The organism is Flexithrix dorotheae DSM 6795 (genome assembly GCF_000379765.1).
GTDB lineage: Bacteria > Bacteroidota > Bacteroidia > Cytophagales > Flammeovirgaceae > Flexithrix > Flexithrix dorotheae.
Window position 1 is genome coordinate 144,370 of record NZ_KB903498.1, and the last position, 16,366, is coordinate 160,735.

The window sequence follows — 16,366 nt, forward strand, 5'->3', positions numbered from 1 at the left end:
GTTATAAATAACAAAGATTAATCAATTCAATATCTTTCAGAATGCTTAACAGCCATTTTTCAAAATAAAATTTAATTTAAGGTCTGTTTCTAGCATGAAAAGACCTCTGAAACCGTACTAGGTGCGGTTTCAAGAGGCACAAATACTTATAATTGAATTTATATATTACCAGAAAATACAAACTTTAAATTACGTTTATCATGCTTGTTTAGAATTAGGTGGAGCAAAAATCCACAATTAGCCTATCTCGAATTACTTAGATTGATATATCATCCAACTTGGGGATTCAGAGATAAAAATTAGATTTTACGCATTATATAACAATATACAAACGTACGGTACCTACGAGTTAAACACCAGAAATGTACCTGGAAAGTTAACGTCCTTACCAAAAGGAATGCGACCTGATTATTCCATAAGCCAAAAAGAGAATTTAACTGAACACAACAAATATGACTAAGTTGAGCATTATCATTATATCATTTTTGATATATCTATCCGACCCTACAGGGCTAATTGCACAAACCATAACGGTTTCCGGTTCGGTAACAGATGGAGGAAAGGAGCCTATCCCCGGGGCAACTATCCAAATTGTAAGTGCTAGTACAGGGGCAGTTGCTGATCAGAATGGATTATACACCATTTCGGGATTACCAATAGGGCCTGCTAAGATACGGGTATCCTGTTTGGGTTACCTCACTATAGAACAGGATTTAGCACTCGGTGAAAATAAAAAGGTTACCCAAAACTTTGTGTTACAGGAATCTTCAGTAGATCTTGAAGAAGTGACGGTGACTGGAAAAACCATGGTGCGGGAGGTAAAAGAAAAAGCCTTTAATGTAGGTGTGATTGATGCTAAGGTTTTACACCAAACATCTCTGGATTTGGCGCATGCCCTGGACCGTACTTCTGGTGTAAAGGTTAGGGAGAGTGGGGGAGTTGGGTCTCAAATGAATTTCTCGATTAACGGTTTTAGAGGCAATCAGGTAAGGATTTTTATTGATGGTATTCCCATGGACAACCTTGGCTCGGCTTTTCAACTCAACAATATTCCAGTGGGCATGGCGGAGCGTATTGAGGTTTATAAAGGTGTTGTGCCCATCAGCTTGGGTTCTGATGCACTTGGAGGAGCTGTGAATATCATCACAAATTCCTATGCCAAAAATCATCTTGACATTTCTTATTCCTATGGGTCATTTAACACTCACCGAACTATTGTCAATGCTATTTATGTAGCTCCAAAGTCTGGCTTTACCGTTCAGTTGAATGCATTTCAGAATTATTCGGACAACAATTACAAAATGAACGATATTGATGTTGCCGATATAAATACCGGAGCATATTATCGCGATCAGACTGTAGAACGCTTCCATGATACTTATCACAATGAGACTGCCATAATTAATATGGGGGTAGTGAACAAACCTTATGCGGATCAATTGCTGATAGGAGCGACTTTGGGACAAAACTATAAAGAAATACAAACGGGAGCACGGGTTTCGGCAGTATTTGGCGAATGGAACCGCAAAGGAAACATCATCATGCCAAGCCTGAAATATATAAAAAATGATCTGTTTACAAAAGGATTGAATGTGAGGGTAAATGCCAATTATAATGCAGGTTACGAGCAAAATATAGACACAGTGAATCGCAGATATAACTGGTTCGGGCAATACAAGGAGTATCCAAATCCTGGAGGGGAAAATTCCTATTCGCTTTATAAATACAGAAATAATATCGGGGTAACCATTGCAAATTTTGAGTATAAGTTCAAAGACAGGCATACCGTTGCCCTGACCAATACCTTGAATTCTTTTGATCGAAAAGGAGAGGATGAACTCAATCCAGACAACGATGAATTTAATGAACCTAGAAAAAATTTAAAGAACATTACTGGCTTTGGCTATACTTATGAAGGTGAATCCTGGAACGCCTCGGTTTTTGTGAAGAATTACTTTCAGGAAAATAAGTTCACCAAGGTTACTGAACTGGAAGGATACAATCAGTATGAGTATACAAATACAGTAAATACATTTAGTAGTTTGGGCTACGGTACTGCTCTCAGTTGGTTTCTGAACGATAATTTACAGTTAAAAGCATCTTACGAATCTAGTTACCGATTACCTGAATCATACGAATTGTTTGGTGACCTTATCAATTTGGATGGCAATATTAATTTAAAGCCTGAAAATAGTAATAATTATAATCTGGGATCTAGTTTTTGGATTTACCCAAACAAGAATAACCGTATTAACATCAATATAAATGGTTTTTACAGACATGCCAAGGATTTTATCCGCCCCAGGTTAAACAACAACCAAGTTAAGATTGTGATGGATAACCTCGGTAGTGTTACCAATTTGGGAATAGATGGGGAAGTATGGTATCAATACAAAGAAGCGCTTAGTATAGGAGCGAATATTTCTTATCAGGATTTACGCAACAATACCCAGTATGAACCAGGGCAAACAGTAGAAAGTGCTGTTTACCGGGATCGCATACCCAATGAACCATATTTATTTGGTAATGGAAATATTGCCTACACATTTAAAAATTTGTGGAGAAAAGGGCATCGTATGAATATTGAATATAACCTTCGCTACGTACATGCTTTTTACCTGTACTGGCCTAGCCAGGGAAGCGATAAGTTCGATATTCCAGAACAATTGTCCCACGACCTGACACTCACCTATTTCTTAAATGATAAGTTTCAGTTTACGGTGGAGGGCAGAAACCTGACCGACAAAAATCTTTATGACAATTTTAGTCTTCAAAAGCCCGGAAGAAGTTTTACCGGTAAAATCAGATACAACATTTTCTAACATTTTTAATAACATACAAACATGAAAAAAATACATTTATTAATTATTCTCAGCGGAGCTTTGCTATTTGGGAGTTGCAGTGATGATGAAGGAGATAATCCAACTCCAGAAGAACCAGTTGAAGAATCGGTCTCTAAATATATCATTACAGCCAGACCTATCGCCTCAGAGGGAGTGGCCGATTATATTCTTACAGTTGATGATTTGAAAACTGGAAGTATTTCTACTGAAGGTAATGGAATTGAACAAGATGGTACTTATCGCTATTATGTTACCGGAAATAACAAATTCTTCAGTATGCTGTACGGACAGGGAAATCCTGGTGCCGTAACTACTTATCAATTGAATGGAGAAGGAGAATTGGAATTGTTATCGGATTTTCAATCTGAAACTGTGAGAGCATTTGCTCCGGTGAAGGAGGATATTCTGACTATAAAAATTACGCCTAGCGCGGATAATCCATATGCTTATTGGTATAGCATAAACACCAATTCACTGACTATAGTAAAAGAAGGTCAGATCAATGTTCAGGAATTGGCCGATAAAGAAAATGGTGAACTAGCCTTCTTTTCGTGGATTACCCCAAAAGATGACAAGGTTTATTTACCATATTTCACCATTAAAGGAACCTCAGAAGGAGGATGGGGAACGGATTACCCAAATGAAGCAAACATTGCGGTATATTCCTATCCTGAAATGGAATACCTGGAAACACTTACTGACGATAGAACCAGTTTTATCGGTCGTTATTTCACAGTTGGATTATCCTTTGATGAAAAAGGAGATGGCTACGCCTTTTCTTCTGCAGTTCCTCAAAACTCAAATTGGGAGGTTATTCCAACTTTACCTTCGGCTATAACCAGAATTTCCAACTCTACTGGTGACTTTGATGATTTTTATTTTGATTTGGAAGAAGCCTCAGGAGGATATGTTATTGATTCCCATATATATGCAGGTAATGGTAAATTTGTAGGAGTTATGCAGAAAAAATCTGAATTATCCACAGCCTGGGGTGGTGGGACTGAATATGCCATCATCGATGTTTACAACAAAACTTTCAAATGGATAAGTGGTTTGCCTGATCCGACCACCATCACGAATATTACCGGAAGTTATAACAATTTTGTTTCTGAAGACGGCAGCACCGTGTATGCAGGAATTACAACCGAAACAGGAAGTAATGTTTATAGTATTGATATTGCCACAGCCGCTGCTACTAAGGGGCTATCAGTTGAAGGTGGTCAAATCACAGCAATTAATCACCTGGAAACCCCTGCTTCAGACGAATAATTTAAGCCTTCAGAATTGTATTATACATGATACAGTACTGGAAAACTGAAAACCCAAATCAACATTTGGTTTAATAGTTTAGGTGAGGGAATCATAAAAATTGTAAGACATAAAAAAGCTTGATCTGATCATTCATTAAAAAATTGAACTAACTAACTAAAAGCATCAACCGAATGAATTTGCTCAAGTTTTTTATGGTTCCCCCAAAAATCGAAGCTATGGATTAATGCTCCCTTTTCATTAGGTGACTTCATAATTCTTATACTGAATTAGGAACAATGTTATTTGTGTAATTTACACGTTGATATTAGTTTTAAAATTCTTGTAAGAAATCATTTTAACAATGATTAAATGCACCAGGTATTACCCGGTGCATTTTTTATTTTCCCTGTTGGGTAAAACACTTTAAAAACGGGTGAATTTTGGTAAATTATAAATATGATTTTTAGCCCATTAATATTTCCAGTACAAACACTTTACAAGATATTGCACCTTACTTGTGAGTCAAAAGATAATCCAACTGCAGCATTATTTTTTTACCAACTTTTACTTTTCTAAAATTCCATACTCTAACTTTAAGTAATTGAAAATGGCTTCCATTTCCTGAGATGAAACTGGTCGGTCATAAATTAAAATCCTGGCTAATTCGCCATCAAATGATTCTCCTCCCTGATGGTTTATGGCATTCCTCTCTGTGCCAATAGCCATACGGGAAGGCTCCCAGCTACTCACGGGATATTTTCCTGTGGCAATAGGTTTAGAAGGATCATCTACAAATAATTCCAGATCGACAGTAGTCCCCGGGCCTCCTGCGGCTTGTCTTCCTGAAACAATGTACCATTTATTGATTGGCAGGTAGGGCCCGACTACTTCTGGGGTAGTGTAACCCCCTCTTGAAAACTCTCCTTCACCACTCCTGGAACTCATCCAAACTTTTCCATCAATATAAAAAGATCCCCAAAATCCTGCAAATTGTCCCTCTTCGTTCTGAGGAGGAGCAGAATTGCGTAGGCACCCAAAAAAGGCCTGAGGATAATTTCCACCTCCTCTTTCCTGCTTATAAGGCTTGATTATCACCATCCAGGTATAACCTTTTCCTGTAATTAAGCCGTGGAATGCATTATCATTATCGTTTATTAATTCATCCTCTCTAAATATGATACTGCTATGTCCATTAAGGCCCTCAGCATTTTTATTGAGCAAGGGTCTCCCTGAACCAGGAATAGTTCTGCCTGCATCCGTGTAAATATAATCTTTGGATGCAGCATTTGAAACCTGGTTCCTCCATGAAATTACCAAACTATCTGAAACCACTTTGACCTCTGCATCTGCATTTAAATCTAACAAAAGTCCTTCTGTTATATCCAGGCGGTGCTCTTGCCATTGTTTACATCCATATAAATGGAATAAAATAATTAAAATGTAAAGGATGTTACTTTTCATTTGTAATATTTTTTTGTTCTTCAAATCATTGAAATACAGGTTTTTTGACCATTATATTTGCCTGACCTTCTATTATTTTTATAAATTGATTGACGTCTACATTTTTAAACTCCTGAACATTTCCCGACCCATGCCAGAAAATTTTTAAGGATTTAATGATGGTGGCTTTTCCCAAGCCCACTTCTAATCTCATGGGTGAGCAACCAAAACTGGCCCCAGAGTTTACTTCCCTATGGATTTCCCGGTTTTTTCCCTCTTCTTCAATTATTATCTTTACTCTTGAGCCTACCGCTTGTTTATTTGACTCCATGCCCTCTAAATGAATATTTATCCAATTATTTGATGATTCATTTTGACTGTATGGATTTTCGAATAATAAATTCTGATAAATATCACCCGAATAGGCACCACCCATTACGATATAAATATCCTGATCCCCATCATTATCAAAATCAGCAAAGGACACTCCATGCCCTTTTTGTATATTTCCAAAGCCACCTGCAGTAGTTACATCCTGAAATTTGATTCCTTTGTCATTCCTATACATTTTATTAGGGAGAATTGACCGAAGATCCGGATCACCCGTCCCAAGGTACATGTCCAGATAACCATCGTTTTCCAGGTCACCGTAGTTACAACCCATCGAAAACAATATTTTGTAAAGTCCGGCTTCCCTGGTGACATCTGTGAAACTAACTTTACCGTCTTTGTTTTCGCCATTGTTAAGATAAAGCCTGGGCATATTGGCTTTAAAAGGGATGTCTAAATGTTCAGCAGCAATATTATAGGCCATTGGTCTGGACCCCTTCCAGTTATATCCCGAGACAAAAATATCCAGCCAGCCATCATTATTATAATCCCAAAACCAGGTAGGAAAAGTTGAAATATTTTCTGCTAACCCTGTTTCTTTTGATACTTCGGTAAAAGTGGGAATTTCGTTTGGTGTTTCTCCATTATTTCTAAAAAGCAAATTAGGACTTTCTAATGTAGAAATATAGATATCCATCCAACCATCATTATTGTAATCGCCCGTAGTCACTCCTTTAACAAATTCCTGAATATTGACTCCCGAAATTTTAGCCACTTCTTTAAATGTCCCATCCTGATTATTTATAAATAGTTCTGAAAAGTGATTTTGCAATTTGCTGGAAGATTCATTTCCAATAAAAATATCAAGCCAGCCATCATTATTAAAATCAGCCCAGGAAGCCGTCTGGGTTGGGAAAAAGGAAAGAATTCCAGCTTCAATGGTCACGTCCTTAAATAAAGGAATACCTTCTGCATTAGTACCGGTATTTTTGAGCAAAGAATTGGGGTGTCTGCCGTGTTCATCCAACCAGGCCCCTCTTAACACAAATACATCTGCATTTCCATCATTGTCATAATCGGCATGAACCATATTTAATCCACCTACAATTCCAGTTAAACCTGCTTCCTGAGTTTTTTCAGAAAATGTATTGTCCCCATTATTTTGAAAATATTGCATTTGATCACTGACACCCCAGGAGGTAACCATAATGTCTAAAAATCCATCTCCATTAAAATCTTCCATTACACTTCCTCCTGACAAACCTTTTGCATCTACTCCGGCTTTTCCAGCAATATCAGTAAAGTGTTTTAAGGGATAATCCGATTCAAATTTTTCAAAAGGGATTAACCATTTTTCAGGAACACTTTCGGGATATTCACCGATGGTCATATAAGCAATATTTAATAACCAGATAGCATCCAGTGAACCAGGATTTTGATTAAGAATATTTGTATATATTTTGATAGCTTCCTTAGAACCATTTTGTTTATGATGAATGCCTGAACCTTCAATAGGAATAATACAAGAAGCGACATTATGGTGGTGAATACAATTTTCCTGTTCTCCAATTCTCATATAACTAATGCCAGTATAGGAGTCAATTTTCTCTATAATCTCCCAGACATTTCCCGGAAAAACCTGTTTGTTTTCCAAAAGTTCTTTCCGCAGGTTTTCAAATAGCTTTGCAGCCTCATTTGATTGCCCTGCATTAAGTAGCCCAAGTCCTTTGAAATATTGATATTTGAGTTTATCCTCCAGTTTTTCGGAAGAAGCCATCATTGAATCGTAATGGGCAATACTTAATTCCTGCATGTAGGGATTTCTCCAGGTAGAAGCTTCTTTTCCCATTTGCTTTAGCAAGGCTTTCATATCCGGATTTAAATTCTCCTGTTTGGGATTTTGGCAGCCAATTAATACTAAAACTATGAAGGGGAAAAACCTGAATAAATTCATTGACAGACAATATCTCATGAGATTAGGGATTAAATGCCAATTCTTTTTTAAGTGGAAATTTGATTTTTCTACTTTCACCTTTGTAGGTGTGAAAAATGATTTCATCAAAGGAATCTTCAATCTCCAGGCTCCTTGAAGATTGGGATAAATAAGTAGAGCCATAGTAAAATTCTTTAACCACGGACCTTCCATCCTTCAACTTAATTTCGGCCCAGGCATCATGAGCAGATAAAGGCATCAATTTCGTACTTTTATTTTTAAATCTAAAAGTTTTTAGTTCATCTGAATTTTGGGTAACTACCAAAAGAGGGCCGTTTGATCCCATTAATTTTGCCATTCCCTTTCCTTCTCCTTTTACCAGAAATCCACTTTTTTGAAATGGCAAAACTTCAAAATTTCCTTTTCCATTTCCTTTAAGAAACGTTCCTAAGGAAGCATCATATCGGCCTGTTTTTACATCCGGGGAATATGAATTGCCAGTAAGCACCACATCTAAATGTCCGTCATGATCAAAATCTTCGGCCAGCATTCCATAAACCGGGGCATATTGCACCTCTTCAGGTAAGGATTGAAAATGAAATTTTCCATTACCCTCATTGACCATCAGGCTGGAAACAAAGGTTTTGGCTTGTAAAGTGTATGCATCCTTCAATTCACTTTTGGTGAAAACCCTGTCAATTGTGGCTTTAGAAAAATTTTCATGGTTAGGAAACCGTTTTTTCAAACTGGCAATCTGAATAGCGAGTTCATCTCTATTATGATAGGGAAAGTTTAGTTGCGTATTTTTTGCATTCCACTGGAAACAGGATAAAATTGGATCAACAGTTCCGTTTTCATCAAAATCCTTTGTAAAAAGCGTAACAGGTTTTTCAGGATTACAATCAAATTGGGAATTTAAACCAAGGTTACCCAACAGATAATCCATATCTCCATCCTCATCAAAATCCCCAGTGGCAATGCTATTCCACCAGCCAGAAGAATTTGGAATGGGGTTTTCTTGTTTAAAATGATTGCCATCATTATGGAAAAAAGTGATCGGCATCCACTCACCCACAACCAGCAAATCCATTTTCTGATCCTGGTCATAGTCTGTCCAGATGGCATCTGAAACAATCCCAATACTTTGTAAACCCGGAGCAATCTTTTCAGTTACATCCTGAAATTTTCCATCCACATTTTCCAGAATAAAACTCCTGTCGGCAAAGGGATAACTAAAAGGAAGAGCATTTCCTCCAACAAATAAATCAAGATCATTATCCCCATCATAATCAGCAGCTATTATACAAGATCCGTTATTTTTAATTTCGGGTAATCTTGACGCATCAAGTTCAAAATTTCCGTATCCGTCATTCATATAAATTCTATCCTGATAGGCGTCATCACCCGGAGGTAAATGAGTTCCGCCACTCACTATATACAAATCCAGGTCCTGATCATTATCCAAATCAAAAAACAATACACCTAAATCTTCATAAGCTGAGGTATTCAATTCTCTTTTATTGAAATTTCCATTGGATGTTTGTAGAAAAAAGACAGCATTTTCCCCATAAGCTCCACCCACAAAAAAATCTTCCAGACCATTCTGATCAATATCTCCAACAGCAATTCCAGGGCCTTTCCGGGATAGCTTGTGGGGTAGCAAAGGTTGATTCTTAAAATCTACGAAGTGATTTTCCTGATGTCTATAGTTTAAATTTTCAATTTCCTTCGAAGGGTAAAAAAGTTGGTCAGGTTTTCTAGTCTGTTTTTTATTATACTTTATTTTAGCAGCCTCCTCAAATTTAATTTCAAGCACCCGATTTACAGTTACATTGCTTAATCTGGTCACCAGATTTTCCCTGTCAGGCCAGATTATTTCTATTTCAGAAACGATAGAATCATCTTTTAAACCAAAGTGGATATAATCCTCCATGGTAGATTGATAACCCCGAACAATTTGCTTTTCAACAATCTGTTGTCCTTCCGCAGTTTTTAGGATTACTTTAGCCCCAATGCTGTGTAGGTTTCCATTGGGGCCAGTTAGTTTTAATCTTAAAAAATTTGCCCCTGTATTTACCTGATTATTAATGATTTGATTCTCAAAAATAAATGCGGGTTCATCGATATTATTTACAATTAAATCGAGATCTCCATCATTATCAAGGTCTCCATAAGCCGCACCATTCGATAATGATGGTAATTTAGGGAAACTCTTTCCTGTATGGTTATTAAAATGGTTATTCCCTGTATTTTTGTAATAATAATTTGCTCTTTTGAGTTGCGGCAATTCCGCATAAATTTTGGCAATTTCCTTTTCCCTTTCTGCAGAATTGAAAATTTTTCCTATATCATTCATGGAATAGGTCACAAAATCGAAGTTTGTAATATCCTTTGAATAGCCATTGGTGATAAAAAGATCCTTGAAGCCGTCATTATCAAAATCAGCAAGAAGCGGTCCCCAACTCCAGTCTGTTTGATGTATCCCTGAGAATTGCCCTAATTCACTAAAAAGGGGATTCCCAAATTCATCTTCACCGCGATTAACAAATAACATATTTCGCATATACTGCGGAGTGTAGCCGCTATTCAAAGTTTTTTGAAATCGCTCATAATTCATACTCCCGGCCATCATTTTCTTCCCTTCGCTATGTTCCGGAAGCATATCCAGAGTGATGATATCCAACAATCCATCATTATTCATATCTGCGATATCATTCCCCATGGAAAAATGACTTTGATGCAACAGATAGTTTTTGGAGCACTCAAGAAAACCCTGATGTACGCCATTACTGTCTCCCTTATTGAGATAAAGTAAATCATTTGAAATATAATCATTACTTACAAAAATATCAGGCCAGCCATCAGCATTTATATCTGAAACATTTAAACCAAGACCAAAACCCTCTTTTGTTATTCCGGCAGAATTTGACACTTCCCTGAATACGATATTTTGCCCATTAATACCCTCATTTCTCAACAGCTTATCCGTGGTAATTCCAGTACCATCATCTACCTGTTGCCTGATATCATGTCCATAAAAATCAGAGTTTGCGGCATTGAGCAGGTAAACATCAAGATCTCCGTCCTTGTCATAATCAAAGAAAGCCGCCTGATTGGTATATCCGGTATCATCCAAACCGAAGGCTGCAGCTTTTTCCTGAAAAGTTGGAATGCCTTCTTTATTTATTCCCTGATTGATGAACAATAAATTGGCCCTATCCCTTTTTTTTGAATTACCAGAAACGGAAAAATAAATATCCAATAAACCATCCTGGTTGATATCCACCAGAGAAACCCCCGTGCACCATTTATTTGTTTGTAGGTTCGATAAATGAGTTATATTCTCAAAATTTAACTTTTGGGTTTTTGCAGTTCTATTTAGGTACAATTGTGAAGGAACCATATTTCCAGAAAAAACAATATCTGAATAACCATCATTATTTAGGTCACCGATAGCGGCACCTCCTCCATTATAAAAATATCTGAAATCAATTATATTGAAAGAATCATTTGGGGAAAGTGCATTGATAAAATGCACGCCTACTTCTTCTGGGTCGTGCAATTTAAATTGGAAATTTTCCTTTGGAGAGGAACACGAGCCCAAAAGGATAAGTGATAATAAAAACCATTTAAAAAAGAAAAGAATGCTTTTCATAAAAAAAATAAAGAGCAAGAAAGTAACTTCTTGCTCTTCAATATAAATTTATTGATAATTGGGATTTTGTACTAACAAAGAGTTTGCATCAATTTCAGATTGAGGAATGGGTAACGTTTCATGTTTTCCAGCTACAAAACCATTAAATTCTCCAAGTTCCTGCTCTGCCAACCCCCATCTGATAAGATCCCAGGTCCTGTGATTTTCCAAAAATAACTCAATCCTTCTTTCTTTAACAATAGCCTCGAAAAATGCTTCTTTTGACAAACCAGTTGGTAACTCTTTCAGTTCAGCTCTTTCCCGCACAAGGTTTATAGCAGCCTCAGCATCTCCAGTGGGTCCGTTGTTCACCTCATTCAAGGCTTCTGCATACATTAACAACACATCCGCAAATCGAATCAAATGAAAGTTAATTCCTGAATCTCCGGCACCCCCTGCTTCCAATTCAGCAGGAATTACGTACTTCCTCAATCCATAATCTGTAATGGAATTGGCACTATTGAAAGGTACACCAAAATAGTCTTCTCCTTCTTCCACAATGATATAATCCTTGCGTTTATCTCCATCTTCAAATGCACTCACAAAACTTTCATTAGGCTGAATATTCATTCCAAACCCAAAATTGATGCCTTGCTGAGTCGAGCTATTCCAACCACTCATCCAGCTTCCTTCGCTATCATTGGCCCAACCTCCGGCATTAGTCACATGTTGCACTTCAAATATAGACTCTGATGTGTTATCTCCTCCAGCCATAAATTGAGGTGCATATTCTTCATTAAGTACGTATTCCTTAGAGTCTATTACTTGTTTAAAATAATTGGCAGCTTCAGAAAAATTGTTTTGATAAAGTTCCACTTTCCCTAATAAGGCTAGGGCTGCGCCCTTTGTAGCTCTTCCTAAGTCAGAACTTTCCTGAGCAGATCGTTCTGGTAATACATCAATAGCTGCTTTCAACTCATTTCTTACGAAATCTATAACCTCACTTTTAGGAGACTTGGCCATTTCCAGATTACTAATTGTCGTGGACTCAGTTCTAATAATTACATCACCAAAGTGTGTAGCTAAGGTAAAATAATATAAACCTCTTAAAAAGTTTACCTCTCCAAGTAACCTGGCTTTTAGACTTTCATCCATTTCTATCGCAGGAATTTTTTCCAGTGCGAGATTTGCCCTATTTACTCCTGTATAAATATAGGACCACATGCTTAGCCTTCTTTCATTGGTAGGTTGGAAATCTGCCTGGAATTGATTTGGTCTGGGGATACCGAGGTCGGTATTATATTGATTCCCAATGACAGTAATTTCATATTTCCAAAGCCTAATCCACTGCAAAACATCATAAACAGAGTTTACCGCTGCAATTGCATCACTTTCTTTTGTATAAAAAGAAGCGTCTGATGCTTCATTCAAAGGAACCTTCTCAAGGAAGCTATCATTACAGGAGGAATATATAAAACTCAGTCCAATTATAATTGAAAAAATTATTATTAGTTTTTTCATATTTTTAAAGTTTATTTTTTTGAAAAATTTTAATTGACTTGGTATCAAAAGTCAATATTTAACCCTAATAAATAGGTTTTAGGCTGAGGGGTGGTGGTCATATTATATTTTCCAAATCCCGCACCTTCTCTTCCTAATTCCGGATCATTTATCAAATTATAATCATCATTATTCCAAATCGTAAACAGGTTCTTACTACTCACATAAACCCTAAATCTTGAGATTCCCAGTTTATCGGTAATAGTTTCGGGTAGGGTATATCCAATCTGAATATTCTTACTTCTAAAATATGATCCATCAAAAACCTGGTAACTTCCTGTCCGACCATCTCTACCACCACTGGCATTGTTAAATCCTTTCACCCCCCATAACATGGGATCGTTTGTATCTCCCTCCTTGAACCATCGATCCAGATTATACCTCAATCTTCCTCCGGGTTGAATCATGTAATTATCATTATTTGCCAATAAGATATCATTACCCTGCTGGCCTTGAAAAAACAATGTAAAATCAAACCCTTTATAACTTGCATTAAAATTAAGTCCATACATTAGATCAGGATAAGGAGAACCTATCACCTCTCTGTCTGCGTCTGTAATCAATCCATCCCCATCTATATCTTTAAAACGCACTGCCCCCGGCTCAACCCCCGGATCATAATCACGTTCAGAATTTAGCGCATTAACTTCATCAATTTCAGCCTGGTTTTGGTAAATACCATCAGCCACATAACCAAAGAAAGCAAAAACTTCTGTTCCTTTATCCGCGATAATATCCCCGGTATTCGCCCCGGAAATTATTCGCTTCCCATTGCCTAATGAGGTAACCTCATTTTTGATTCCTGAAAGATTGAGGGTAATATTGTATTGGAACTCCCCATTACTTTTTCTATAAATAGAAGAAAACTCCCATCCCTTATTTTCCACACTACCGGCATTTACAAAAGGAGAGGAACTAAATCCAGATGACGAGGGTATAGGTACCTGAAGCAACATATCATCTGTATTTTTCACAAAATAATCTAAGGTAAATAAAAGTTTATTGTCCATTACTCCAAGATCAAGCCCAAAATTGGTTTGGGTTGTTTCTTCCCATTTTATATCCTGGTTGGCCAACGATAAGGGAGCCGCACCTCCCTGCGGAGTTTGTGAATCGCCAAAAGTATATCTTTGATTAAGATTTACAGTGGCAGCAAAAGCATATAATCCAATTTGATCATTTCCTAGTTTCCCCCAGCTTCCTCTTAATTTCAAATTGCTTATACCAGCCAAGCCATCCATAAATGCTTCTTCAGACAACCTCCATCCTGCAGAAAAAGAAGGGAATACTCCCCATCTGTTACTTTCTCCAAACCTGGATGACCCATCTCTTCTCACATTGGCCTGCAATAAATATTTATCTTTAAAAGAATAAGTAAGCCGACCAATATAAGAATTTAGTGACCATTCATTTATACCACCACTGGTTTGTCTTGATCCATTATCACTTCCATTAATTACCCTTACATTTTCATCCAAAAAGTTCATTCCTGAAGAATTCAGAAATTCATACTTATCTTCCTGAGCCGTAATTCCTCCCAATACAGCTATTTTGTGTGAACCAAACGATTTTTCATAGGTCAAAATATTATCCCATTGCCAGTTGGTAACGGTATTCGTATTTCTGCTTAAAGAGGTGGCTCTACCTAAACCACCAGCGTTTTCCAATAGTGGACTCCAACTTGTGTTATCATTGTAATTGAATAATCCACTGTAAGTTGACCTAAACTTCAGTCCATCAATAATTTCAAGTTCGGCATAAATATTTCCTAAAGCCTGCCAGCTTTTTCTTTGGTCATCCCATTCTTCAATATATTGGTTGGGGCTGAAAGTACTAAAATCAAATGGTTCCCCTGGTCTGGTTGGTCCATTCCAGGAGCCATCTGGAAATCTTTCCGGATTAATGGTAGGTACCATCCGCCAGCCTCCCTGAAATACAGTATTAAATGATCCGGTTCCTCCAATCGCCATTTCATTTCCACGGCTTATTTGCAGACTTTCACCTACTTTGAGTCTTTTCCCAATTTTATGATCAGAATTTATCCTTACGGTGTATCTTTCAAAGTCCTGCCCTATCATTACTCCTTCATTCTTTAAGTATCCAAAAGCTACGAGAAATTGAGAATTAGCATTTCCACCCGAAAAATTAAAGTTATGGTCTGTAATCATTCCTGATCGCCAGAGTTTATCCCAGTAATTTACTCCCTCACCAAATTGAGAAGGATCCCCTGCGTCTTCCCAGGGGGAGACTGTATCACCAGCTCTTGCCACGTCAATAGCATTTTGTACATATTCACTGGCCGACATAAATACCTGTCGGTCATTATCCTGTTGCACACCAAAATAGCCATTGTAACTTAACCTCGTCTTACCATCTACACCTCTTTTTGTGGTTACAAGCACTACTCCATTAGCTGCCCTTGCTCCATAAATCGCTGAAGCAGAAGCATCTTTTAATACTTCAATGGACTGGATATCATTTGGATTAATACTTCCTAATCCTACCCCATCATTTAATATTTGTCCATCAACCACATAAAGCGGATTACTATTTCCTACTGTTCCTGTTCCTCTAATTACTACTGTTGAACCTGCTCCTGGTCGTCCTGAATTTTCAGTAACAGTTACACCAGCAGCCCTTCCCTGTAATGCTGAGGATACATTTACAGTTGGAAGTTGAGTAATTTCTTCAGAGGAAACAGAAGAAATAGCCCCAGTTAAATCTTTTTTCTCCTGCGTACCATAACCAATAACCACAACTTCTTCCAGTTGCTCTAAATCGGGGCTTAGGGTTACATTTAGCACTGATTGATTCCCCACTTCTATGTCCTGGGTTTCATACCCGATATAGCTAAATTTTAAAGTTGCACCTTCAGGAACATTAAGAGAATATTCACCCTGGGCATCACTGGTGGTTCCTGTAGTAGTACCCAGAATTAAAATACTTACACCTGGTAAAACCTCTCCATCTTCAGAAGAGGTGATTTTACCAGATACCTTATTCTGTTGTAAATTATAATCTATTATAGCAGGATTATCTTTTAAATTCCTGCTCACAAATATATTCCCGTTTATTCTTTTAAAGGCCAGTTGATTATCCTTGGACAAACTCCGGAGAATATTACCCAGTGTTTCTTTCCTCGTAATGACCTTAACCTTTTGCCGGTCATTTACAACAGCGTGGTCATAAGAAAACTCAAATTTAGTCTGAGCGCTTATCTCATAAAAAATTGTTTTTAGATCTACATGGCTCCGCTTGAGGTTTACATATACTTCCTCCAGGCTTTTTTTCTGGGCATTTACGTCCTTGGCAATAAGGAACCCAAAGCAAAAGCTCTGAATAAGAAAACCGAACATTGTTATTTTAGACATAAAT

Annotated in this window: 7 protein-coding genes; 2 read left to right on the top strand and 5 right to left on the bottom strand. The window is 37.4% G+C overall.

Going from position 1 to position 16,366, the window contains the following annotated elements:
* The first annotated feature begins 452 nt into the window (after positions 1-452).
* Positions 453-2,822 carry a TonB-dependent receptor gene (locus A3EM_RS0136395; protein WP_020533177.1) on the top strand — a complete coding sequence of 790 codons (2,370 nt, stop codon included), beginning with the start codon at positions 453-455 and terminating at the stop codon, positions 2,820-2,822.
* A gap of 21 nt (positions 2,823-2,843) precedes the next feature.
* A complete protein-coding gene (locus tag A3EM_RS0136400) occupies positions 2,844-4,112 on the top strand; it encodes a DUF4374 domain-containing protein (RefSeq protein ID WP_020533178.1) in 1,269 nt (422 codons plus the stop codon).
* A gap of 546 nt (positions 4,113-4,658) precedes the next feature.
* Here A3EM_RS0136400 and A3EM_RS0136405 read toward each other — a convergent pair.
* From A3EM_RS0136405 to A3EM_RS44775, 5 genes are all read right to left on the bottom strand, one after another.
* Complete coding sequence (locus A3EM_RS0136405; protein WP_020533179.1) at positions 4,659-5,555, bottom strand: hypothetical protein; 897 nt, start codon at positions 5,553-5,555, stop codon at positions 4,659-4,661.
* 25 nt (positions 5,556-5,580) lie between these two features.
* The gene (locus A3EM_RS44770) at positions 5,581-7,836 is read right to left on the bottom strand and encodes a CRTAC1 family protein (protein WP_169513461.1); all 2,256 of its coding nucleotides are present in this window, start codon (positions 7,834-7,836) and stop codon (positions 5,581-5,583) included.
* A gap of 4 nt (positions 7,837-7,840) precedes the next feature.
* Positions 7,841-11,359, bottom strand: a complete 3,519-nt coding sequence (locus tag A3EM_RS0136415; protein ID WP_169513462.1) for a VCBS repeat-containing protein — start codon at positions 11,357-11,359, stop codon at positions 7,841-7,843.
* A gap of 141 nt (positions 11,360-11,500) precedes the next feature.
* Positions 11,501-12,952: a RagB/SusD family nutrient uptake outer membrane protein gene (locus A3EM_RS0136420; protein WP_044240864.1), complete on the bottom strand. Its 1,452-nt coding sequence runs from the start codon at positions 12,950-12,952 to the stop codon at positions 11,501-11,503.
* 44 nt (positions 12,953-12,996) lie between these two features.
* Positions 12,997-16,362, bottom strand: a complete 3,366-nt coding sequence (locus A3EM_RS44775; RefSeq protein ID WP_157638257.1) for a SusC/RagA family TonB-linked outer membrane protein — start codon at positions 16,360-16,362, stop codon at positions 12,997-12,999.
* Between the last annotated feature and the right edge of the window lie 4 nt (positions 16,363-16,366).